Source organism: Salinicola aestuarinus, from assembly GCF_003206645.1.
GTDB classification, from domain to species: Bacteria; Pseudomonadota; Gammaproteobacteria; order Pseudomonadales; family Halomonadaceae; genus Salinicola; species Salinicola aestuarinus.
Genome location: NZ_PZJP01000005.1, coordinates 723038 through 746290, shown reverse-complemented (window position 1 = coordinate 746290; position 23253 = coordinate 723038). Strand labels below are relative to the sequence as shown.

General features: G+C 65.5%; 22 protein-coding genes. 13 read left to right on the top strand and 9 right to left on the bottom strand.

All coding sequences use genetic code 11. From position 1 onward, the window contains the following. The first annotated feature begins 60 nt into the window (after window positions 1-60). Complete coding sequence (locus DOM41_RS08730) at window positions 61-576, top strand: YchJ family protein (protein ID WP_245391781.1); 516 nt, start codon at window positions 61-63, stop codon at window positions 574-576. Window positions 577-612: 36 nt separating this feature from the next. Next, window positions 613-2091, top strand: coding sequence for a mechanosensitive ion channel family protein (locus DOM41_RS08725; protein WP_110686430.1), 1479 nt, complete (start codon window positions 613-615; stop codon window positions 2089-2091). A gap of 12 nt (window positions 2092-2103) precedes the next feature. On the opposite strand, the gene pdxR is transcribed toward DOM41_RS08725, so the two are convergent. Then, the gene (gene pdxR / locus DOM41_RS08720; RefSeq protein WP_110686429.1) at window positions 2104-3582 is read right to left on the bottom strand and encodes a MocR-like pyridoxine biosynthesis transcription factor PdxR; all 1479 of its coding nucleotides are present in this window, start codon (window positions 3580-3582) and stop codon (window positions 2104-2106) included. Window positions 3583-3719: 137 nt separating this feature from the next. Between pdxR and DOM41_RS08715 the strand changes: the two genes are divergently transcribed. The 4 genes from DOM41_RS08715 to DOM41_RS08700 all read left to right on the top strand — a co-directional run bounded on the left by DOM41_RS08715 (window position 3720) and on the right by DOM41_RS08700 (window position 6182). Continuing rightward, window positions 3720-4175, top strand: coding sequence for a GNAT family N-acetyltransferase (locus tag DOM41_RS08715; protein WP_110686428.1), 456 nt, complete (start codon window positions 3720-3722; stop codon window positions 4173-4175). Between the two features lie 148 nt (window positions 4176-4323). Then, on the top strand, window positions 4324-4785 hold the full coding sequence (locus DOM41_RS08710; protein WP_110686427.1) for a rhodanese-like domain-containing protein: 462 nt from the start codon (window positions 4324-4326) through the stop codon (window positions 4783-4785). Then, window positions 4782-5528, top strand: a complete 747-nt coding sequence (locus DOM41_RS08705) for a GNAT family N-acetyltransferase (RefSeq protein ID WP_110686426.1) — start codon at window positions 4782-4784, stop codon at window positions 5526-5528. The genes DOM41_RS08710 and DOM41_RS08705 overlap by 4 nt, the downstream gene beginning before the upstream one ends. Before the next feature lie 3 nt (window positions 5529-5531). Beyond that, window positions 5532-6182: an FMN-binding negative transcriptional regulator gene (locus DOM41_RS08700; RefSeq protein WP_110686425.1), complete on the top strand. Its 651-nt coding sequence runs from the start codon at window positions 5532-5534 to the stop codon at window positions 6180-6182. A 49-nt stretch (window positions 6183-6231) separates the two neighbouring features. On the opposite strand, the gene DOM41_RS08695 is transcribed toward DOM41_RS08700, so the two are convergent. The 4 genes from DOM41_RS08695 to DOM41_RS08680 all read right to left on the bottom strand — a co-directional run bounded on the left by DOM41_RS08695 (window position 6232) and on the right by DOM41_RS08680 (window position 9031). Beyond that, window positions 6232-6885, bottom strand: a complete 654-nt coding sequence (locus DOM41_RS08695) for a lysophospholipid acyltransferase family protein (RefSeq protein WP_110686424.1) — start codon at window positions 6883-6885, stop codon at window positions 6232-6234. 9 nt (window positions 6886-6894) lie between these two features. Next, a complete protein-coding gene (locus DOM41_RS08690; protein WP_110686423.1) occupies window positions 6895-7827 on the bottom strand; it encodes a phosphatidate cytidylyltransferase in 933 nt (310 codons plus the stop codon). Beyond that, a complete protein-coding gene (locus tag DOM41_RS08685; protein ID WP_110686422.1) occupies window positions 7820-8512 on the bottom strand; it encodes a CDP-alcohol phosphatidyltransferase family protein in 693 nt (230 codons plus the stop codon). Before DOM41_RS08685 ends, DOM41_RS08690 begins: the two co-directional genes overlap by 8 nt. Window positions 8513-8587: 75 nt before the next feature. Further along, window positions 8588-9031 (bottom strand): hypothetical protein, encoded by a 444-nt coding sequence (locus DOM41_RS08680; protein ID WP_157956893.1) that lies wholly within the window; start codon window positions 9029-9031, stop codon window positions 8588-8590. 205 nt (window positions 9032-9236) lie between these two features. Between DOM41_RS08680 and trhO the strand changes: the two genes are divergently transcribed. Continuing rightward, window positions 9237-10190, top strand: coding sequence for an oxygen-dependent tRNA uridine(34) hydroxylase TrhO (gene trhO, locus DOM41_RS08675; RefSeq protein ID WP_110686420.1), 954 nt, complete (start codon window positions 9237-9239; stop codon window positions 10188-10190). 112 nt (window positions 10191-10302) lie between these two features. On the opposite strand, the gene DOM41_RS08670 is transcribed toward trhO, so the two are convergent. Then, the gene (locus DOM41_RS08670; protein WP_157956892.1) at window positions 10303-10920 is read right to left on the bottom strand and encodes a YrbL family protein; all 618 of its coding nucleotides are present in this window, start codon (window positions 10918-10920) and stop codon (window positions 10303-10305) included. A gap of 109 nt (window positions 10921-11029) precedes the next feature. Then, window positions 11030-14026: a bifunctional [glutamate--ammonia ligase]-adenylyl-L-tyrosine phosphorylase/[glutamate--ammonia-ligase] adenylyltransferase gene (gene glnE / locus DOM41_RS08665; protein WP_110686418.1), complete on the bottom strand. Its 2997-nt coding sequence runs from the start codon at window positions 14024-14026 to the stop codon at window positions 11030-11032. A 237-nt stretch (window positions 14027-14263) separates the two neighbouring features. Between glnE and DOM41_RS08660 the strand changes: the two genes are divergently transcribed. The 4 genes from DOM41_RS08660 (at window position 14264) to DOM41_RS08645 (ending at window position 17919) form a co-directional block, all read left to right on the top strand. Next, entirely contained in the window at window positions 14264-14581 is a 318-nt protein-coding gene (locus tag DOM41_RS08660) for an NIPSNAP family protein (RefSeq protein WP_110686417.1), read from the top strand. Window positions 14582-14730: 149 nt separating this feature from the next. Beyond that, on the top strand, window positions 14731-15711 hold the full coding sequence (locus tag DOM41_RS08655; RefSeq protein ID WP_110686416.1) for a Bug family tripartite tricarboxylate transporter substrate binding protein: 981 nt from the start codon (window positions 14731-14733) through the stop codon (window positions 15709-15711). 127 nt (window positions 15712-15838) lie between these two features. Further along, complete coding sequence (locus DOM41_RS08650) at window positions 15839-16390, top strand: tripartite tricarboxylate transporter TctB family protein (RefSeq protein WP_110686415.1); 552 nt, start codon at window positions 15839-15841, stop codon at window positions 16388-16390. Between the two features lie 2 nt (window positions 16391-16392). After that, window positions 16393-17919 (top strand): tripartite tricarboxylate transporter permease, encoded by a 1527-nt coding sequence (locus tag DOM41_RS08645; protein WP_110686414.1) that lies wholly within the window; start codon window positions 16393-16395, stop codon window positions 17917-17919. 137 nt (window positions 17920-18056) lie between these two features. On the opposite strand, the gene DOM41_RS08640 is transcribed toward DOM41_RS08645, so the two are convergent. Next, entirely contained in the window at window positions 18057-19388 is a 1332-nt protein-coding gene (locus DOM41_RS08640) for a carbohydrate porin (RefSeq protein ID WP_245391780.1), read from the bottom strand. 225 nt (window positions 19389-19613) lie between these two features. Here DOM41_RS08640 and DOM41_RS08635 point away from each other — a divergent pair, with 225 nt between their 5' ends. Both DOM41_RS08635 and DOM41_RS08630 read left to right on the top strand, forming a co-directional pair. Next, on the top strand, window positions 19614-20600 hold the full coding sequence (locus DOM41_RS08635; protein WP_110686413.1) for a GlxA family transcriptional regulator: 987 nt from the start codon (window positions 19614-19616) through the stop codon (window positions 20598-20600). After that, the gene (locus DOM41_RS08630; protein WP_110686412.1) at window positions 20597-21793 is read left to right on the top strand and encodes an MFS transporter; all 1197 of its coding nucleotides are present in this window, start codon (window positions 20597-20599) and stop codon (window positions 21791-21793) included. The genes DOM41_RS08635 and DOM41_RS08630 overlap by 4 nt, the downstream gene beginning before the upstream one ends. Here DOM41_RS08630 and DOM41_RS08625 read toward each other — a convergent pair. Continuing rightward, on the bottom strand, window positions 21790-23253 hold the full coding sequence (locus DOM41_RS08625; RefSeq protein ID WP_110686411.1) for a sodium:solute symporter family protein: 1464 nt from the start codon (window positions 23251-23253) through the stop codon (window positions 21790-21792). The genes DOM41_RS08630 and DOM41_RS08625 overlap by 4 nt on opposite strands.

Sequence of the window (23253 nt, the reverse complement as noted above, 5' to 3'; positions counted from 1 at the left end):
CTTTGTATCACAAGCTGCTGCTAAGTTCAGCGTTCTCGTAACATTTTGAGACAAATGACCGTGCTTCACACTCAAGATCCCACTGTCGATGCCGCCCATGCCGACACCGGCGTCTGTCCCTGCGGCTCGGGCCGAGTTTACCGCGATTGCTGTCGCCGGTTGCACCAGGGCGAGGCCATCGCCACCGCCCCGGAAGAGCTCATGCGCTCGCGTTACAGTGCGTTTGCACTGGGCGGCCTCGGCGACTATCTGCTCGATACCTGGGCGCCACGGACGCGCCCGGCGCTGACCGCCGAGGCGCTCGACGTCCGCGACAGCCAGTGGCTGGGTCTCGAGATCGTCGCCACGCAGACCGAGGCAAATCGTGGAACGGTCGAGTTCAAAGCCTACTATCGGCCGATTCTCGATCCGGCGGCAGCGATCCAAGTGCTTCACGAGCGCTCCCGCTTTCGATGCCAGGGTGGCGTCTGGCGCTATCTCGACGGTGTCATCGACCCGCCGCCGACGCCGGTCTCGCGCAACGCCCCCTGCGCCTGCGGCAGCGGCAAGAAGGCCAAGCGCTGCTGTCAGGCGTGAGTCCGACCGCCCCCGGCTGCCGACTGGCGCGGGGAGATGGCCCCGGCTAGGCTGACCACGGTCATCCCGGTCGAGTCGCCACCGCTGTCACTCACCGCCCTTTTCGCTCTCTTCTGCCACTCGGTCAAGCCCATGGAAACCCCCGATAGCGCGACGCAGTTCTTCAACGCTCTTCAACAGCAATTCGGTGAGTGGCTCAACGTGCCCGGCTGGATTCTACTGCCGCTATCGGTCCTGATCTTCGCCGCGATCCTCGATCTCGTCCTGCACTTCACCCTGGGCCGACTGGACCGACGCCTGCAATCCTCACCGCGGCGATGGGACGACCCCATCCTCCACGGGCTGCGGCTACCGCTGCGCTGGTGGGTCTGGCTGACGGCGCTGTTTGTCGCCGTGGGCACGCTGGGGGCACATTTCGGCATCGGCCAGCTCACATCGGCGCTCTACAAGGTTGGCGCCCTAACCACGCTCATCCTCGTTGCCTGGGGTGGGGTACGCCTCTTTCGACGCCTGGAGCAGCGCCTGACCTTTCCGCCGGCGCAATGCAAGGCCAAGCCAGTGGATCGGACCTCGGCCTCCGCGCTGACCAAGATCGTGGGTGCTGTGCTGCTGATCACCCTGACACTGATCGGCCTTCAGGTACTCGGCGTCGCCATGTCGAGCATCCTCGCCATGGGCGGCTTCGGCGGGCTGGTCATCGGTTTCGCCGCGCGTGACGTCATGGCCAACTTCTTCGGCGGCATGGTGGTTCACCTGGACAAGCCCTTCGTCGTCGGCGACTGGGTTCGCTCTCCCGAGCGCGAGATCGAAGGCATGGTCGAGGATATCGGCTGGCGTCTGACCACGGTGCGCACGTTCTCCGGGCCACCGCTCTATATTCCCAACGCCTGGTTCAGTCAGATCTCGGTGGAAACACCGACGCGCATGGTCAGCCGTCGCCTCTGGGAAACCATCGGGATTCGATACGAGGACGCCCTTTCGCTGGAGGCGATCGTCAAGGCCATTCGCGATACGCTGCTCGATCACGAAGAGATCGATCAGGACGAGCTGGTGACCGTCAACTTCGTCACCTTCGGCCAGTACTCGCTGGACATCATGGTTTACGCCTTTACGCACGAGACCGACTGGCAGCGATTCCACGAAATCAAACAGGATATCCTGCTCAAGATCCGCGACATCATCCATGACCACGGCGCCCAGCCGGCGATTCCCGCTTCCCGTCTCTATTTCCCGGACGGGATCGAGCGCCGGACGACTCGCGACGAGAACTCACGCCGCGATGAAGAACGGGCCGACGATAATGAATCGAGCCGCGACGATCACTCTGGCCGAGGCAAGGCCGACGACACTGAAGAGGACGGCGAGGACTCTCGTGACGAGAATGAGAACGCCGCTCGGCAGCGACATCGCCACGCCACCGGTCGCCAAGCCGCTGACGCTTCCCGTCGCAGCGAGCGGGACCGACAGGCATCGCGCCGCGGTCCCGCTGACGACGACCAGGATGCCGATGCCTGAATCCATCGGCGGTCAGCGTTTGCCAACCCACTCGAACCAGGCGTCACTGAGCCACGCCCCGGCGGTATCGATCTGCGCCTCACTCGCCGCCGCGTAGCCGAGCACCAGCCCTGGCTCACCCGGCGCTTGCAGATAGAAACGCGATAGCGGTGAGAGCTGAACGCCTGCCTCGCGCGCCCGCGTCACCAGCGCACCTTCCAGTTCGACCGAATCGAGTCTTGCCACTAGATGCATGCCCGCCTGCCCCGACGAGAGCGACAGCCCCGCGGCGACCGCCGGCGCGAGCGCGTCTCGCAGCCGCGCCTGACGCTGACGGTAGCGCTCACGCATTCTGGCGACGTGACGAACGAAATGGCCCTCGGCGATGAAGTCGGCCAGAGCCGCCTGCACCACATACTGACCCTCGCGATGGAGCCGCGCGTTGGCGCGGCGAAAGGGGTCGACCAGCGCCGGCGGCAGCACCAGATAGCCCAGTCGCATGCCCGGATACAGCACTTTGCTGAAGGTGCCGACATAGATTACGCGGGCGTCCTCCCGCAGCCCCTGCATGGCCGCGATGGGCGCACTGGCGTAGCGAAACTCGCTGTCGTAGTCGTCCTCGACGATCCAGGCGTCGTGACGCTGGGCCAGTTCGAGCAGTGCCGTTCGCCGTGGCAGCGAGAGCGTGACGCCGCGGGGATACTGGTGTGACGGCGTGACATAGATCAGTCGAGGCGTGGGCGTATCCGTTGGCAGCGATGCCACGTCCATTCCCGCCTCGTCCACCGGCACCGGCGTCATCGCGAGCCCCGCCGAGTGAAAGCACGCCTGGGCCCCGCCGTAGCCGGGCTCCTCGATCCAGACGCTATCGCCGACGTCGGCCAGTAGACGGGCAATCAGCTCAAAGCCCTGCTGCGCGCCCTGAGTGATCACGATCCGCCCGGGATCGCAACGCACCGACCGCGACAGTCGCAGATAGTCGCAGAGCGCTTCGCGCAGCGCCGGCAAGCCGCCCTCGGTCGTGTAGTCGAACCAACCTGCCGGGGCCCGCTGCTGGTGGCGCCGCAACAACCGCTGCCAGCGCTCCCGCGGCAGGCAGTCGAGTGCCGGCACTCCGGGGGCGAAAGCGGCATGCCGCTCGCTGAGCGTGGCGCTGAAATCGAGAATCCGCATACCGCGACGCGACAGCCGTGACACCGGCACGTCGCCGGCGTCCAGAGCCTCCGCCATCGGCTGCCAGTGAGCGACGAAAACGCCGGCTCCTGGCCGTGACAGTAGAAATCCTTCCGCGATCAGTCGGTCGACGGCGGCCAGCACCGTATTGCGCCCGACGCCGAGGGCAGTGGCTAACTGACGCGACGACGGCAGGACGCTGCCCGGCGTCAGCCGACGCTGCTGAATCAGCGCGCGCAGCTCGGCGTAGAGGCGCTGCGACAGCGTGTCGCCAGCGGGCTCGGCGAGTCGCATCCCCAGCGCCTCGATGATCCAGAGCCTGGCATCGCTGGCTTCCATCACCGGTTCCCCCTATTTGTCTGAAATTGGCTCTTACTGCAGAACCACTATCGCGGCAATCTGTGATCGACACCAGCCTCGTTCTCGAAGGGCGGGCGGTGTGATGGATCAACACTGTTCATTCGAGGGAGTGCCCGATGATAATGACTCGCCCCGCCGATCGAGACGATCTCGACACCCTGGTCCCGCTGGTCGACGCCTATCGCCGTTTTTACGGCAAATCCCGGGATATCGAAGGCGTGCGCGACTTCATGCAGGCCCGACTGGCAAACGACGACGCCGAGATCCTTCTCGCGTTCGATGACGCCGCCGAGGACAAGCGGGCTTTGGGATTTGCGCAACTCTTCCCGGTACCTTCGACCACCGATCTCGCGCCGCGCTGGATACTCAACGACCTCTACGTCGAACCCGCGGCTCGCCGATGTGGGGTCGGCACGGCGCTGCTCGAGAGCGCCCGCGAACTCGCCGCCAGCCGTCAGGTTCCCAAACTGATGCTGCGCACCCAGGTCGGCAACGCCGCCGCCAAATCGCGCTACGAGGCGCTCGGTTGGCAACGCGATGCCGCATTCGATACCTACCTGCTGAGCGTATGAACCTGGCGCCGAGCCACCGCGACTCGCCCCCGACGGAATCTTTCAACGCCACGCGCCGCACCATGCTCCGCCCCACTCTCAACGCCACTTTCAGCACCACGCTCGGCACCGCTTTCAACGCTACCGTCGACGCCGCCAGGAGCTTGCCATGAACCCTGTTTCCCGTGTTCTCGACACCCCGCCCGCCGCCCCGGACGTCATGGCTGCGGCCATGGCCGAAAAGCTCGCACTGCATACGGATGCCTCGGATCTGGCGGTGGATCTCGCCGCCGGCGTCGAGACGTTGGTCGTCATCGACACCCGCTCACCGTCGCACTATGCCGCCGGCCACATCCCCGGCGCCCACAGCCTGCCCCACGTCGAGATGACACCGGCGCGCCTCGCCACGCTCGCCACGGATCGCGTCTACGTCTGCTACTGCGACGGCATCGGCTGCAATGGCTCGACCCGCGGCGCGTTCAAGCTGGCGAGCGCCGGGCTGCGGGTCAAGGAGCTGCTGGGTGGGCTGGACTTCTGGCAGCGCGATGGCCACCCCGTGGCGACCGGCGAGGAACCCGGCGCGCTGCAGCCGGACGAGATCGCGCGCTGTGGCTGCGGGGTGGCACCGTGAACGAAACGACCAATCGCTACGGCCAGCCGGTGGGAAACGCCATCGACAGTTGGCAGGCGCCACCGGCGCCGGCCGCGGTCACGCTGAACGGCCGTTTCGGGCGACTGGAGCCGCTCGACGCCGACCGTCACGGCCCGTCGCTATGGCGAGTCTGGCAGCAGCCCGATCCCGGGATTCCCGAAGATACCGATGCCGGTGCCCGCTGGACCTATCTCGGTGGCAGGCCGTTCGCCGACGAGCCGGGCTGCCTCACCTGGCTTGCCGGGATGGGGGCCGGCAGCGACCCGCTCGCCTTCGCCATCGTCGACACTGAAGGCGTCGCGCTGGGCATGGCGACCTATCTGCGAATCGATCAAGCCAACGCCAGTCTGGAGATTGGCCATCTCAATTTCTCGCCCCGGCTGGCACGAACGGCACTCGCCAGCGAGGCGCTGATGCTGCTGATCGATCACGCCTTCGCGCTGGGCTATCGCCGGGTGGAGTGGAAGTGTGACGCGCTGAATGCTGCCTCACGGCGCGCCGCCGAGCGGCTGGGATTCCGCTTCGAAGGGATCTTTCGCCAGCATCGCGTGGTGAACGGGCGCAACCGCGACACCGCCTGGTTCTCGATCGTCGACGCCGACTGGCCAGCGCGCCAGGCGATCCACCGCGCCTGGCTCGCGCCGGAGAACTTCAATATTGCTGGCCGTCAGCGGCGCTCGCTATCGACGATCGCCGCCACCCTCCACGAGTCAGGGGACTGAGCCATGCACCAACCCCGCCAGTTTCGAATCGGCGATCCCAGGGCTCTCGCCCAGGCCATCGACGACGCCCCCTTCGCCACGCTGATCACCTCGGATGGGGATGGTGGCATCGACGCCGATCATCTGCCACTCCTGCGCGACTTCGGTGCAACGGCCGCCGCCGGCGAGCGCCTTCTGGGTCACATTGCCCGCGCTAACCCGCTGGCCGAGCGTCTGAATGAGGCGGGAGCCATCGAGGCGATGGCGATATTCCACGGACCCCAGGCTTATATAACGCCCACCTGGTACCCGGCCAAACGTGAACATGGCCGGGTCGTTCCCACCTGGAACTACCAGGTGGTCCACGTCCACGGCGTCGTGAAGCGGATCGAGGATGCCGACTGGCTCCTCGCCCATCTCAACAGCCTGACGGCGCGGTTCGAGACCGACCAGCCGTCCCCCTGGTCGGTCGACGATGCCCCGAGTGACTTCATCGCGAGGCTCTGTGGCGCCATCGTCGGCATCGAACTAGTCATCCAGCGCATCGATGGCACACGCAAGGCCAGCCAACACAAGTCACTCGCCGAGCGCGAGGCGATCTATCGCGGGCTGCAGGTAGCGCCTGGGTTCGATCCGGCCACTGCGCGAACGCTAAGCGGGATGGACGACGCATGAAAACCGGCGGATTTCGTGGCCGGCGACTGTCGCGGCCACGGTCGCTGCGTCACTGCCAGTCGTCGAGCCAGGCGCTGGCGCGGCACTGCTCCGCCAGTATCTCGAACGCTGTCTCCAGGGTGGCCATGAACTCCGTGCTATCGCGGCCCACGCGCATCGGCTCGCCCACGGCAACGTCGCAGTTGCGTGGCACCAACAGCGCCTCGCCCTTGGGTAGCGCCCGCCCCAGCCCGCGCAGCATGACCGGTGTCAGCGGTATCTGGGGGCTCTCCTTGAGAAGATGAAACACGCCCTTTTTCAAAGGCTGCATCGACTCCGGCCGCCCCCGGCTGCCCTCCGGAAACAGCACCACGATATCCCCCGCCGCCAGCGCCGCGCGGCAGTCAGCCATCACATCTCGACGGCTACCGCCGCCGTCACGACGAATCGGAATGATGTCGAGTACATGGGTCGAGAACCACGCCAGCCAGCGGTTGGCGAGAAAATAGTCCGCCGCCGCCACGGGGCGCACGCGATGCAGGTCTCGCCAGGAGAACAGGCTCATCAGCACCAGCGTGTCGAGGTGGCTGTTGTGATTGGCCACCAGGACGTGAGGCCCCCGCCGAGGCAGACGTTCGCGCTGAAACACGTTGAGGCCGATGACGAGCACGATCACCGGCTTCACGATCAGCAGGAAGAAGAGCACTTTTAGCCAGCGCTGCATGACGCCCCCTCAATACGCAAAGTAGCGGTAGAAATGGAAGAAGATCGGCGCCGTGTAGATGATGCTGTCGAGCCGGTCGAGAATCCCGCCATGTCCCGGTATCAGCTGCCCGGTGTCCTTGATGCCAAGGTCGCGCTTGACCGCGGAAATCACCACATCGCCGAAAAAGCCGCAGACCGCGAGCAGCGCGCCCGCGGCCAACGCGAGCGGCCAGGTCATGCCGGTCAGGTAGGGACCGACGAGACCGGCGCACAGCGTGACCGTCAGGCCGCCCCCAACAAAACCGCCCCAGGTCTTGTTGGGGCTGACCTGAGGCAGAATCGGCCGTTTGCCGATGCGCTTGCCCCACACGTACTGGCAGACATCATTGAACTGGGTGATGAACAGCACGAACAACACCGGCCCCAGGTAGCCCGCTACCGGATTGAGTACCGGCAGCGTCAGCAGTGCCGCCAGATGGCTGAGACAATAAATCGCCAGCATCGTCATCCAGTGGATCACCCCCGCCGCGCGGATGAAGCCCTGACTGTCGCCCAGCAGTAGCATGCGCACCGGCAGGAACAGAAAGACGTAGACCGGCACGAAGATGCTGAACATGCCGTACCACCCCTGCCAGATCCACAGGTACTGCAGCGGGATTGCGAGGTAGGCCCAAAACAGTACGCGGCGATCCACCAGTCTTGTCGGGACGATCGAGAAAAACTCCTTGAGCGCCAGATAGCTGAGACAGGCAAAGAAGAGAATCCCGGCGTTACGACTGAGGAGCAGCACCACGAACAGCAGGCCGATCATCCACCACCAGGAGCGAATACGCTGCTTGAGCTCGAGGCCGTCCCCAGCCGGATGGCGCTGTCCGAGCCAGACGCGGGTCAGGCTGGCGACACAGAGTAGTGCCAGTACTGCGATAATCACGGTCTCGACGTGCGGAGCGATCTCAAACATCACCGGCATCCTTTGACCGATCAGCGGCGTGATCCTCACAGTAGGCGTGGATGTCGCGAGTTCGCCGGGCGACGGTCAGGGCACTGCCGAGGGCGATGACGGTCACCGCCAACAGCAGCACGCAGCCCTTCGGCCAGAAGGCAGGCTCGAACACGCTGAGCAGGCAGGCAGCGCTCAGCAACGCCATGCGGTGTTGCTTGGCCATCGGCCCGGAAAAACGCATCGGCGCCCCCATCGACGCGCCCAACACGCGCACGTAGGCCGTCACCACCGCCAGCAGCGCCGCCAGCCATCCCATCCAGGGGGCGAGACTCCAGAACGCGCCGGCGGCATAGCCCGCAGCGACCAGCAGCAGTGCATCAGCCGCCCGGTCCGGCATGTCGTTATAGAGCTCGCCAGCGGGCGTCGAGCGTCCCCCTTCCACCGCTACCATGCCATCGAACAGATTGCACAGCAGGCGCCCCTGGATGCCAAGGATCGCCAGCAGCGGCAGAATCCACTGAATGCCGTCGGCGGCATGGCGCCAAGCCACCAGCATGAGTGCGGCCACCGCGGCGAAGCCGATACTCGCCAGCGATATCTGATTGGGCGTGATGCCACGCTGATTCAGCCAGGCAGCGGTGCGCTGCGCGAGACGATGATCTCGACTCTTGATGGGCCGCCGATTGGCGGAGGTAGATGGCACGGTAGTACTCCTGACCGAGGCAAAAAGGTTGAGAAAGTGTCACCCCTGAGGCGATGGGTGACAGCGTGAGCCACATCATGATGCAGGCCGTTCGACATCGCTGGCACCGGCGGGGAGCGAACGGTGCCGCGACGCTTGCCAGGCAAGCCACTGACAGTAGCTCCAGGCCACCACGATGGGCGGCGCAATGGTGCGCGCCAACGCCGGGGTCCCCAGCGTCCGGTGCAACAGCCAAAGACCGCTGCCGGTCACCGCGACGACGCCGAGTGGCACCAGCCAGCGCATGCCCGGTCGCTGACCGATGCCCGCCATGGCAAGCGCTACGACACGTGCCAGGCCCCAGGTCATGGCGCCACTGGCGAGTGCCTGCGCGAGCGCGATACCCAGACGAACGGGCCAGACCGCCTCGGCATTGGCGAGAAAGCACCAACTGCCCCATAGCAGCATGGCGGCGAGCATGGCCCGCCTCGAGGCTCGCCCCGGGTTGCCTTCCGGCGCGATGTTATCTTGCGTTGTCACGACGTCACTCTTGCTGACATGAGCCGCTATCCTTAACGGCTTGTGACCTTGATGTCCATTATCTATCGACGCTTCGTCGATCGCCGCGACCCTGCGTCGCTGGACCTCGCCCGCCAGCGGCGTAAAATGCCGGGCGTTCATCTCGGTACCCATGGGTACCCCACCCGGTCCGCCCTTTACGTGGGCGACTGCCTGGAGCCACTGCATGTCCTCAACCGATCAGCCGATCGTGGTCGCGGCGTTGTACCGCTTCGTGACCCTCGACGATTACCAGTCCCTGCGCGAGCCACTGCTCGACGAAATGAAGCGCCTCGACGTCAAGGGCACGCTGCTGCTCGCCGCCGAAGGCATCAACGGCACCGTCTCCGGCACGCGCGACGCCATCGACGCGCTGCTCGACTGGCTCAGACGCGACGAGCGCCTCGCCGCACTGGACCACAAGGAGTCCTACTGCGAGACGCACCCGTTTTACCGTACCAAGGTGAAGTTGAAGCGCGAGATCGTCACTCTCGGCGTCGACCAGGTCGACCCCAACCACCGGGTAGGCACCTACGTCGAACCGGAAGCGTGGAACGCACTGATCGATGACCCGGAAGTGCTGGTGATCGATACCCGCAACGACTATGAGGTCGCCATCGGCAGCTTCGAGGGTGCCGTCGATCCGGCAACCCGCTCGTTTCGTGAGTTCCCGGAGTATGTCCGCGAGCACTACGACCCCGCCCAGCACAAGAAAGTGGCGATGTTCTGCACCGGGGGCATCCGCTGCGAGAAAGCGTCGAGCTTCATGCTCAATGAAGGATTCGAGGAGGTCTTCCACCTGAAGGGGGGCATCCTCAACTATCTGGAAAAGATGCCGGAAGAGCAGACCCGCTGGCGCGGCGACTGCTTCGTCTTCGACAACCGGGTGACGGTACGCCACGACCTGAGCAAGGGCGAGTACGACCAGTGCCACGCCTGCCGTCGACCGATTTCGGCACAGGATCAGGCCTCCGAGAAATACTCGCCGGGCGTGAGCTGCCCCCACTGCTGGGATTCGCTACCCGAGAAGACCCGGGCCAGCGCCCGCGAGCGTCAACGCCAGATCGAACTGGCCAAGGCACGCAACGAGCCGCATCCGATCGGCCGCGACCCGCGCGCGACCCACGACGAAACCGCCTGATTCCTGTGCGACGCGATCATCACCCTGCCCGGCCGGTGCCTCTGCAACGGCCGGGCCTTTCGGTTCGGCAGGGGCACTCGACGCAGGGTTAATCCGCCCCCCTCCCACCGAGCTATTTCACGCTGGCGAGGATCGACTTGCGGCTCGTGGCCGGTAGCAGTCCGTAGCCGATGAGCTTGCCGAAGAAGCGAGCCATGCGCCGATCGATTTTCTGCCGTGCAAACCACGGCCAGACGTTGGCCAGCGGAAGAAAGTCGGGGTTGGAGATACCGTCGATCAGCCAGAGCCGGATGCTGCCGTCGGCGCGGCGCTGACAAACGATGTTGCGATCGTTGATGTCGGAAGGAACGATCCAGTTCTCGCGCAGATAGCGGTAGAGCCGCGCGAGTTCATCGCGAAAGGCCACGCTCTCGAGCCAGCTGGTCTCACCGCGATTCCGCCACTCTCGCACCGTCTGCGACAGGCCACCGCCGGCATCGCAGACCAGCCCGAAGATCAGCCCCTCGCCGCGATCCGTCTGCAGCGTGCCATGGTAGGCCGGCACATAGCGCCAGTCGCTCATGCCGCGACTCGTTAACCGCTCGAAGTAGGCTTTCTCGCGAGCGTTCTGCTCGCTGCCGCGCTCGGGGAAACGCGCCACCTTGATGCAGCGATCGACATGATCCGGATGACGATAGACTGCCCGGTCGTTTCCGTGGGCGAGCTCCGTCGCCGAAGAGAGAGACAACATGCAAACCTCGATGTGACGCGACGATGACAGGCGCATGAAGCCTGCGTGAAGTCGAAATGATAGCGCGGGCGTCCGCCCGTTTCATGTCGCGACCTACCGTGTCACCGCATCACGCCGAGCGCATCCACTTGTCCCAGAGTTCACGAACCCGCTGACGATGCGTGGCGAACGTACGCTCGTCGACCAGACCACCGGATTTAGCCAGCGCGGCACGGTGCGTCGCGTCACGATAGGCGAGATAGGCCGCCTGCAGATCGCGCGCCTCGTCTTCCGGCAGCCGCGCGCGCTCGGCCAGCACATCGAGAATTCGCATGTTGTCGGTGAACTTCAGCAGTGCCGGCGTCTCGTGCGACAGGGCCAGCACCGCATACTGGTTCATGAACTCGATATCCACCAGGCCGCCGTCGTCCTGCTTGAGATGAAAGCGTCCCTCGGCCCTCGCCTCCTTGCCGCTACCCAGGTGATCGCGCATTTTGGCGCGCATCTCGATCACGGCCCGGCGCAGCGCTTCGTCGTCGCGCCGCTGACCGAGAATCTCGGCCCGCACGGCCTCAAAGCGCTCGCCCAGCGCGGTGTCGCCGGCCACGGGACGCGCCCTCACCAACGCCTGATGCTCCCAGGTCCACGCCTCGCGTCGCTGATACTCGGCAAACGCCTCCAGCGAGGAGACCAGCAGCCCCGCACTGCCCGACGGACGCAGGCGCAGGTCGACCTCGTAGAGCGTCCCGCTCGGGGTGGTAGCCGTCAGCAGGTGGATGATGCGCTGCCCGAGCCGGGTGAAGAAGACCATGTTGTCGATCGACTTGGCACCGTCGGTGACGCCCCGGGGTGCGGCATCGTAGAGAAAGACGACGTCGAGGTCCGATCCATAGCCGAGCTCGATACCACCGAGCTTGCCGTAACCGACGATGGTGAACGCCGCATCGCGCTCGCCGTCACGCGGGGCGGGACGGCCGTAGCGTGCCGTGAGCGAGCGCCACGCCATCTGCAGTACGCTCTCCAGCACCACCTCGGCGATGGCGGTGAGATAGTCGCTCACCTTCATCAGCACCCTGCCACCTGCCACGTCAGAGGCGGCAACGCGCAGCACCTGAGTCTGCTTGAACACCCGCAGCACCTCGAGCAGGCCCTCGTCGTCGTCTTCCGGTACCCGCGCCAGCGCCTGACGCAGCTCGTCCGCCAGCTGCCCCTTGTCGGCGGGGGAATAGAGCGTTGCCGGGGTGAGCAGTTCGTCGAGCAGGATCGGATGACGGGCCAGCTGCTCGGCGATCCAGGGACTGGCGCTACAGAGCTTGAGCAGCGCCGGCAGTACCCGAGGGTTCTCGCGCAGCAGCGAGAGGTAGGCAGTGCGCCGCAGCACCGCCTCGATCAGCGGCAGTACCCGCTCGAGCGCCAGGCCCGGCGAATCACTCTCCGCCGCGGCCTGCAGCAGCAGCGGCATGACCGCCTCGAGCCGCTCGTAGCCGATACGCTGCATGCCGCGGACGCCGCGAGAATCGCGAAAGGCGCCCAGACGCCGGGATGACTCGGGCAGCGTGAAGCCGGCATCCACCAGCAATTGCTCGCCCGTCGACTCGTCGAGCTCGCCACGCCAGAGCTGCCCCCAGTGCATCAGCGCACGCTCCCGCGCGTCGGCCGCCGACTCGTCCCCCCCGCTATCCCGCGCCCCGTTCTCCGGGGCTTCGTCGTCGCTCTCCTCGGGGTCGGCGACAACCGCATCGAAATGATGACGCACCCTCGCTCGCGCCTCTGCCAGCGCGGTTGTCAGAGCCGCCCAGTCATCGAAGTCGAGCGCCATCGCCAGCCGCGCCCGATCCGTGTCATCCGCCGGCAACTGCTGCGTCTGGCGGTCGTGCTGCGCCTGCAGCGCATGCTCGAGATTGCGCAGGAAGACGTAGTCGTCACTCAGCTCGTCGACGACGGCCTGGGGCAGCAGTTCGAGCTCGATCAGACAGCGCATGGCGCGTCGTAGCGAGCTGACCTGTAGCTCGGTGTCGCGCCCGCCACGAATGAGCTGGAACGCCTGCACGACGAACTCGACCTCTCGGATGCCACCGCGGCCGAGCTTGATGTTGTCGTCACGCCCGAGCCGCGTGACCTCGCGATGGATCATCGACTTCATCTCGCGCAGCGAAGCGATCGCCCCGAAATCCAGATACTTGCGATAGATGAACGGTTTGAGGGAGTCGAGCAGCGCCTGCCCGGCGGCGATATCACCGGCGATGGGCCGCGCCTTGAGCATCGCGTAGCGCTCCCACTCCCGCCCCTGATCCTGATAGTAGGCATCGAGAGTGTTGAAGCTCCCCACCAGCGGGCCGCCGTCGCCGAGGGGACGCAGCCGCATGTCGACACGGAACACGAAGCCGTCGGCAGTGATCTCGTCCAGCGCCGCGATCAGCTTCTGCCCCAGCTTGGTGAAGTACTGCTGATGGTCATACTGTCGCTCTCCGTTCTGGCTTGTGCCCTTTTCGGGGAAGGCGAAGATGAGGTCGATGTCCGAGGAGAGGTTGAGCTCGCCGGCGCCGAGCTTGCCCATCCCGAGGACCACCAGCCGCTGCGCCTCGCCATTCTCCCGTGGCTGGGGCGCGCCCCAGCGTTTGGCGAAGTGGCGTTCGAGCCAGACGAGCGCGCCCTCGACGCAGACCTCTGCCAGCGTCGAGACCGCCGCCGCCGTCTGCCACATGTCGCCCCCGTTCAGATCCCGCCAGACGATGCCGAGCATCCGTCGCTGACGAAAGCGTCGCAGTTCCGCATGCAGCGCCGCTTCGTCGTCGGCGGCGTTCAACAATTCCGTCAGCAAGGCCTCGAGCGCCTCTCGCGGCAGGGCAGCGTCCAGCTCACCGTGCTCGAGCAGCGCCCCCAGCCGCGCCGGCTCATGAGCGAGCGTCTCAAGGGCAAAGTCCGACAGCACCGTCGTTGTCAGCAGCGACCGGCGCCGAGCCGGGTCGAGGTCGCGCCAGAGGGCGACCGTCGTCTCGTCGTCACAGGAGGACAGCGCTTCTCGAAGACGACGCACGGTCGTTTCACGCGCCTCGTGGAGCGCATCGGGAAATGCCGGCTCGGCGAACCAGGCGTCGTCGAGGTCATGAGACTCGGGTCGCGGCATCGTCAACTCCATGGCGAGGGGCGGGATCGGAAGTGGCGGTTTCGACAAGCCAGCATAGCGAATGGACCGGGGCGGGCCAACGCGGCACGCAGTATCTCGAAGGGGTGGCGTGACGCGAAATCCCGGCTCTGCCACCAAGGTTGCATTACATCCTACAACTCGTCCGGGTATACCTGCTTCACACCTCGATCGCCGCGCCGAGCATCGAATCGCTCTCTTCCCCGTCGGAGACCCGCCATGATCGTCGACCAACGCACCTACACCCTGGTGCCTGGCAGGCTGCACGCCTTTCTCGAACTCTACGAACAGGAAGGTCTCCCGATCCAACGGCGCTATCTCGGCGAGCCGATCGGCTACTTAACCGTCGAGACCGGGCCGCAGAACCAGGTGGTGCACCTCTGGGGCTACGCCAGCGCAGCCGAGCGCGAGCAGCGACGTGGCGAGATGGAGCAGGATCCCGACTGGATCGCCTATCGCCGCAAGAGTGCCGATACCGGCAACGTCCAGTATCAGGAGAACAAGCTGCTGCGCTCCGTCTCCTTCTCGCCGCTGTAGATCGGCAGCATCCGGAACGCGCGCTTACTGAGACATCGCTCACCAGCGTACCGGGCGATGCGAACCTCCGGCGACCCGCGTCAACAGTCCAAGGTCGCCGACTCGTGAAACCGATGGAACGGCGAAAGCCAGCCTCAGGGGAACGCCTCATGATACTCAAGACAGTCTGTTTCGGACTCACCGCACTGACCGCTCTTTCTACCGGAGCGGCCTACGCCGACTACCCGGAACGCGATATTCGGGTGATCGTGCCCGCCGCTGCCGGCGGCGGCACCGACGCCATCGTCCGCAAGATCTCCAATCTCGCCGAGGAGCCGTTGCCGGTCTCGATGTACGTCGAGAACGTCGAGGGCGGCATGACGGCTACGGGCCTGCTGCAATTGATGAAGGCGCGCCCGGACGGTCAGACCGTCGCCGCGATCACCTACGACAGCATCATCACCATTCCGTGGAAGGAGATGCTGCCGGGCTTCACCATGGACAAGATGCGCATGATCGCGCGAATCACCAGCGAGGCGGATGCGATCACGGTCTCCGAGCGCGCGCCCTACGAAACCTTCGAGGACCTCATCGACGCGGCCAAGGAGAACCCCGGCACCATCCGTGTCGGCGTTCAGAACCTGGGCGCACGGACGCACCTCACCATGCTCCAGCTTCAAGAGCAGACCGGCACCGAGTTCAAGATCGTTGCCTACGACAACAGCGCGGCAACGCAGAAGGAAGCGCTGCTCAACGGCGAGGTCGATGCCGTGGTGACCAGCCTCGGCGATCTCGCACCGCTGATCGAGTCCGGACAGGCGCGCGGCCTGGTGGAGTTCACCGACACCCAGAACGAGGGGTTTCCCGATGTGCCGCCAGTGACCGAGACCGACACGGGCATCGATCTCGAGATGGGCAGCTTCATCATCATGGTGGCGCCGGCGCGCACCCCGGATGACATCATCGAGAAACTCGAGTCGACCTATCACGACGCCTACGAGAGCGACGAGTTCCAGCAGTGGCTGGAGAATATCGGCGTCACGCCGGCCTGGCTCGGCACGGACGACGTCACCGAATGGGCGAACGAGACTCAGCAGCAGCTCTTCACCACCATGGACGATCTGGTCGACCAGGGCGTGCTCGAGAAATAACCCCTCGGGTCGGCAGCGATCCCCGCGCCGGGATCGCTGCCCCAATGTCTCGGCTCGGCCGAGAGGCCACCCTCGCCCTGTGCCGGCCACTGGCCCGGCAAGGGGCGCACTTCGGAGGTTCGCCACCATGCCCTCGAGACACGCTCTCCGGTCACGCCTTCTCGACGGCGAGTTCCTGCTGCCGGCGATCATTGCCGTCATCACGCTGATCTATCTGATCTCCGCGCTGCAGCTCGGCCCGCCGATGCGCGACGGCAACATGACCGCTTCGTTCTTTCCTATCGCAACGGCCGTCGTCGTGCTGATCGCGCTCGCTGTCGCGATGTTCCATGCTCTGCGCCCCCGCGCGCCAGCCACCGAAGAAGCCCCCGCAGACTCCGCGAAAGCGGCCAGCACTGAAGCGCGCAACGACGCCCCCACTGAAAGGCGGTATCTCGGCCTCACGCCGGGGGCGATCGGCGTCATCGTTCTAACGGCGGGCTATCTGCTGGCGTTCGATCGGATCGGCTATGTCGTCGCGACGCTGGTCTACGTACTGCTGCTGACCGGACTCTTCAGCGGCAGCCTGCGCAATCAGTGGCTCTCGAAGCTGGTCGCCACGTTGCTCATCACCCTCGCCGGCTATCTGCTGTTCGAGGTCGTCTTCCAGGTTCGCCTGCCCACCTTCTGGAGCCAGTGATCATGGAGACTCTCTCTGGCCTCATGGGCGGCTTCGCCGCGCTCGCCAACCCCGAAACCCTGCTCTACATGGTCGGCGGCTTTCTCATTGGCACCTTCTTCGGTGCCGTGCCCGGCCTTACCTCGGTGCTCGCCATCGCCCTGCTGCTGCCTCTGACCTACAGTCTCGACGTCACCACGGCACTGGTCGCCTGCGCCAGTATCTTCATGGCCGGCATGTGCAGCGGCAGCATTACCGCCACCACGATCAACATCCCCGGTGCGCCCTCATCGATGATGACGGCACTGGAGGGCTACCCAATGCAGCAGCGTGGCGAAGGCGCCAAGGCGCTGGGTCACGCGGCACTGGGATCGATGATCGGCGGTTCGGTGGGTGCGCTGCTGCTGATGGTGGTCGCGCCGCTGGCGGCCGACGTGGCGCTGCTCATTCGAACGCCGGGCAAGTTCTCGCTGATCGCCTTCGCCCTGATCGTGATCATCATTTCCCAGCGCGGCTCGATCACCAAGGGCATGATCGCCACGCTGCTGGGGGTGATGATCGCCACCATCGGTATCGATGTGGTCCAGCCGCTGGCGCGCTTCACCTTCGGCACCAGCACACTGGTGCAGGGCATCGACATGATGCCGTTGATCATCGGCACCTTCGCTATCAGCGAGCTTCTGATCCAGGCGGACAGCCGCAGCACGCGCACCGTCGACCCTGACATGATCAAGGCAGCGCCGGTGCGCCGGCGTGACTTTGTCCCGCCGCTCTCCGAAGTCCGCGAGATCGGATTCCTGCGCTACCTGAAAAGCGCGGTGATCGGCTACGCGGTCGGCATTCTGCCGGGGGCCGGTGGTTCGATGGCAGCTTTCGTCTCCTACGCCGAGTCGTTGCGCTCGTCCAAACATCCCGAGCGCTATGGCAAGGGCACTCCCGAGGGGATCGCGGCGGCGGAGTGCGCCAACAATTCGATGTGCGGCGGCGCCTTCGTGCCGATGCTGACCTTCGGGATCCCGGGCGACCCGACTACCGCCATCGTGCTCGGCGTACTGGTCATCAACGGGCTCCAACCGGGGCCGCAGTTCATGACCCAGCAGCTCGATCTCGTCGCGCCGATGTTCGCCTCGCTGTTCGTCAGCGCGCTGATCCTGGTTCCGCTGACGCTCTACCTGCTCGGTCCCTACTTTCTGAAGATCGTGTCGATCCGCCGCGACGTGCTCTACTCGAGCATCGCGATCGTCGCTCTGGTGGGCAGCTACGTGGCGACCTACTCCACCTTCCAGATGGCGCTGGCGCTGGTCTTCGGGGTGCTGGCCTACTTTCTGCGGCGTCAGCATTATCCCATCGTCTGCCTGCTGCTGGGCTTCGTGCTCGGCCCAAGCCTGGAAGAGTACTGCCGCCGTGCGCTGTCCATCAACGACGGCAATCCGCTGATCTTTCTGACCAGCCCCGACAGTCTCTTCTTCATCGCGCTGACCGCGGTGTTCTTCTATTTCATGGTGATCCGCAAGCCCAGGGATCATGGCTTGGGCCCCACTCCCGCGTGACGTGACCCCCGGTTGGCATGCCCGCCGGCCTGCCGCCGCGGGGGCACCTGACAGCCGCAAAAAAACCCGGATCGCGGCGACGCGCGATCCGGGGTTTCATTGTCGGCGTGACCGACTGGGCCGGTTTGGCGTCTTTTCTAGAAGCTCACCTGCAGGGTCGTGCCCGCGACCCAGGCGTCGTCGACGTCGTCCACGGCGGAAGGATTAACGACGTACTGCAGATTGGGCCGCACGGTGAGATAGGGGGTGAGGTTGACGCTGTAGTAGAGCTCGGCGTTGTACTCGTGGCCCTGATTCGGCAGCGGCGTGAGCGATCCTGCCGGCGTGGCGTTGTAGTAATCGACGTAGTCGTTGACGTCATCGTTGACGTGCAGATAGGCAAGGCCAACACCGAGATCGTCCTGCGGACGGGCATCGAACGGCCCTTCGTACATTGCGCCGAGGGCGAAGTAGCGGTCGATTCCGGCAGTGTCACCGTGATTGACGTTACCCATGCTGAAGAGCGTCAGGCCGCGTTCGGTATCGCCCCCTCGCTGGGACACCTGCTGTTCGACCACGTAGAAAAGACCGCTGCTGGTGTCGTTGGTGCTGTCGGCGTCGCGGGCCCCGTAGGCACGATTCTCGACGTCGTTGTGGTAGCCCCCCAATCGATAGGCGCCGGGCAGACCGTTGATCGTCGGCGTGACGCCCACCTCAACGGGCAAGAGCGTCCCATCGCTGCCGCCGGTGCGTAGATCGAAGCCGTCGTTCTCCAGGTTGCGGTCGTTGATGTCGAAGGCGCCGACCTGGGCGTACCAGTCATCAGCGAAATCCGTGCGGACCACGGCTGCCCACTGCGAGATCGGCCAGTTGTAGATGTTGTTGCCCCAGTTACCCGGCTGATTGCTGCCGAGCGCCAGGTTCTGGAAGTGATTGTCGAACACCGCAAAGTCGTCGCCGAACGGAATGCGCCCCAGCTTGATCGTGAGGCTCTCCTGCAGAAATTTCTGCTGGTACCAGAGCTGCGTGACGCGCGTCACCGGCCCGCGCCCCTGCACTTCCTGCACGTTGGAGCCGCCGACGATGGCGTCAGGATCGCTCATGCGGTCGTTGACCGAATGCCCGTTGCGGTTGGTCAGCGTGACCTGGAAGACCGCGTCGGGGATGCCGGCGAGACGGTCGAGATCGAGCTGCGCACCGACGGCGAACTGATCGGCGTACTTGGTGACGTGGCTGTCGTGATAGCCGCCGTCCAGCAGCGTCGCCGCCTCACCGGTGTAGTTGAAATCGAAGTCGATACCGGCCTCGCTGAGGGCCGTGCGATTGCCGCCCCAGTCGCCGAAGAGATAGTCGCCGTCGGCGGAAAATGGCTCGGCGGCATGGGCGCTCCCCGCCAGAGCCACGCTGCTCAGCATCACCAGCGGCACCCACCGCCGTTTCGCCCCACTCCGATGACTGGCTTCGATATCTCTCTGCTCGACGTTGCTCATAGAGCTCCCTGTCTTCCGTTAGTTAGCCTGTTATCGGTCAGATAAATGATAGAGACCGGCTCCTCGGCTGTGAAACATAAACCCATGAGAGCGGGCTGAATTAGACGAAAGGATGAGAGGGTCGACCCGTAGACGCAACGGCAGGGTCGTTATCGGTGGGGACCGCGTCGTTGCCGACCTCGGCGGGCGGCGCCAGACTGGGCGAATCGTTCGAGGAGTCCTGCCATGCCACACACTGTGGATATTGTCGTCTATCCGGACTGCCAATTGGTGGATGCCAGCGGTCCCTGGCAGGTGTTCGCGACGGCCAATACGGAAAGCGAGGAAGCAAGCGAGGGCGCGCGCTATCGGCTACGCCTGCTCGCCGAGGCCCCCGGCCCCGTCACCACCAACGGCGGAATGACGCTACTCGCCACCCACGCGCTGGCCGGCACGCCTCCCGGCGACACGCTACTGGTTGCCGGCGGCCATGGCGTACACGACCTGCCCGACAGCTTCATCGCGACACTCGGCGAGCGCGCGGCAAGCACACACCGTGTCGGCTCGATCTGCAGCGGCGCCTTCGCGCTAGCCAGAGCGGGACTGCTCGACGGCTGCACCGTCACGACTCACTGGCGCGACGCCGACCGCCTCGCCAGGGAGTTCCCACGCGTTCATGTCGCCGCCGACGCGCTCTACCGTCAAAGCGGCGGCCTCTACACCAGCGCCGGCGTCACCGCCGGGATCGATCTGGCACTGTCGCTGGTGGCACGCGACCACGATCACCGACTCGCCGCAGCGGTCGCCCGCCAACTGGTCATGTTTCTCCACCGTCCCGGCGACCAGGCGCAATTCAGCCAGGGCTTGCGCTGCCAGATCAACAGCGTGGGTCGGCTTCGCGCGTTGCTGGACCGCGTGCTCGCTGACCCGCTGGCCGACTGGCGGGTCGAGACACTGGCAGAAGCCCTGGCGGTGACACCTCGTCACTTCCAGCGGCTGTTTCGCCGCCAGCTCGCCATGACGCCCGGTACCTTTCTCACCGAGCTGCGACTGGAAGCCGCGCGGCAACTGCTCGCCGAGAGCGACGCGTCGCTGACCCATATCGCCACACACTGCCGGCTGGGCGGCCCCGAGCAGCTACGGCGAGGCTTTCAACGCCGCTACGGGCTCGCACCCAGCGTCTACCGCGCCCGCTTTGGCCACACCGACGACCTCGCCCGGGAGGCTTCATGAGCACTATCTCAAGACCGTCTCTGCCACTGACGGTCTGGGGGCTGACGCTCTGCCAGGCGCTCCTGATCACCGGCAACGTGCTGCTGGTCACCGTCAGTCCGCTGGTGGGCGCTTGGCTCGCGCCGTCGTCAGCGCTCGCGACCCTGCCCGTGGCCAGTCAGCTGATCGGCCTGACCCTTGCCACGCTGCCTGCGGGCTATCTGACGGCGCGATGGGGCCGCAAGCGCACCTTCGTCATGGGGAATCTGGTGGGGCTGGCTGGCGTCGGCCTCTGCATGACTGCCCTCCTCGGGGCCTCATTCACGGGCTTCGTCGTCGGCACGCTGGGCATCGGGGCGAGTATCGCCACCGGCATGCTCTATCGCTTCGCCGCGGTGGACGTTGCCGAGCCGGCGCAGCGAGACAGTGCACTGAGTCTGGTGATGGCCGGCGGTGTGCTCGCCGCCTTCGCCGGTCCGTGGCTCGCACGCCACTCTCGCGACATCCTCGCGACCGAATTTCTGGGGTCGTTCCTCGGTCTTGCCGGGCTCTATGGGATCGCTTTCGTCATTCTGCTGCTGCTTCGGCTGCCGCCAGCCGGCGGCCGCGATGCTCCCGAAGCGTCGCCGCGGCCGCTGGTGTCGATGCTGCGCCAGCCAACGCTGGTCGCCGCGGTCGTCTGCGCGGCCCTCGGCTACAGCGTGATGAACCTCGCGATGACCGCCACGCCGCTGGCGATGGACGAGGCCCGACACCCGTTCGGTCACATTGCCGACGTGATCCAGTGGCACATGCTGGCGATGTTCGCCCCCTCTTTCCTCACCGGCCGGCTGACGCGCCGCCTCGGCCACGGACCGATGATCGCGGCAGGCGCGACCTGCCTGCTGGCGAGCCTCGCCTGCGCGCTGCTGACGCCGGCACTGATCGGGTTCGTGGCGGGATTGGTCTTACTCGGGCTCGGCTGGAACTTCACGTTCCTGCCGGCGAGCGCCTGGCTGACGACCCTGCACAGCGCCAGCGAGGCGCCGCGACTGCAGGCAATCAACGACTTCAGCGTCTTCTCGCTGGCTGCCCTGTCGGCACTGATGGCTGGCCCGCTCGAGGCCTGGCTGGGATGGCAGACCGTGAATCTGCTGCTGCTGGCGCCGGTGCTGCTACTGCTCTTTCTAGCGATTCGCCACGGCGGGAAGCCGAAGGCGGCGCCGGACGTCTAGCGGCCCGCCGCAGCGAGAAACTCCTGCGCCCGCACCGACGGCGCCCGCGTCACGAGACTCGCGACGACGAACAGGGTCACCGCTACCGGCAGCGCCCAGATGCCCGGCGGCAAACCCAGCGGCGTGACTCCGGTAGCGTAGAGCGCGATCACCGCCAAGCCGCCGCCGCCAATACTCGCCAGCGCCCCGCCAGCCGTTCCCCGTCGCCAGTAGAAGGCGCCGATGATCGACGGCACGATCACGACCAGACCGGTGGAGGCGGCAACGGAAAGCACCGCGATCAGATCCAGCTGCAGCTCGGCAAACATGAGCGCCAGCAGCGCGATCACCGGCAGCACCCATTTGCCGACCCGGAGCTGTCGCGCGTCACTCGCGCCGGGGGCGAGCTGGGCGTAGACGTCCCGCGACAGCATCGAAGAGAGCGTCAGCATGATCGAGTCGATGGTGGAGACCGCGGCGGCGAGAATGCCCACCATGACGATCACGCCAAGTATCGGTGGCACGTGCTCGGAGGCGAGCAGTGTCGGCGTCGCCAGGTCCGACTGGTCCAGGCCTGGAAAGGCCACCAGCGCGGAGAAACCCCACAGCACTGACACCAGGGTGTAGACGAAGCCAAAAACCAGGAAACCGATCAGCATCTGGCGCATCGATTTCAGCGAGGCCGGCATGAACAGCCGCTGACTGACCTGCGGATTGGAGAGACTGAAGAAGAACCACGGAATCGTGAGGCCGACAAAGGTCGTCAGGTTGAAAAGCCCTGGCCCCGGAACGGTGAGTGACTGCGGATGGTCGGTGGCAAGGGTATCAAAGAGCGCGGCGAACCCACCGAGCGACTGCACCACCAGCAGCGCGACCAGGGTCGACGCCACGATCATGAACAGCGCCTGCAGCGAATCCGTCCACATGACCGAGCGAATGCCAGCGATGAACGAGAACAGGATCGCCAGCAGCGCGGCGACCACCACGCCGGTGGTAAAAGTGATCGCCCCCTCGCTCATGCCCGCCAGTAGATAGCCGACACCCGCCAGCTGCACCGCGGCATAGGGAATCAGAAACAGGCAGCTCGCCAATGCCGTGACGATGGCCACCCGGCGATCCTGATAGCGATGGCCAAGCATCTCGCTGGGGGTGACGTAGCCGAATCGCTTGCCCACGGCCCAGAACTTCGGGCCGAAGATCGCCACCAGCGACACACCAGCGAAATAGACGATCTCGAAGCCGAACGCACCGACGCCGCCGGCGTAGGTCAGGCCGGCCAGACCCACCATCATGAAGGCGCTGTAGGTGGTGGCACTGTAGCTAAGCGCAGAGACGAAGCCATTCATCTGGCGATTGCCGAGAAAGAACCCCGACATGTCCACACGCGCGCCGTTGGTGCTCTCCGAGCGCGACAGAAAAGCGATGGCAAGGCCAAGCAGTAGATAGACGCCGACCGCCGCCCAGATAAGTCCAAGCGACAT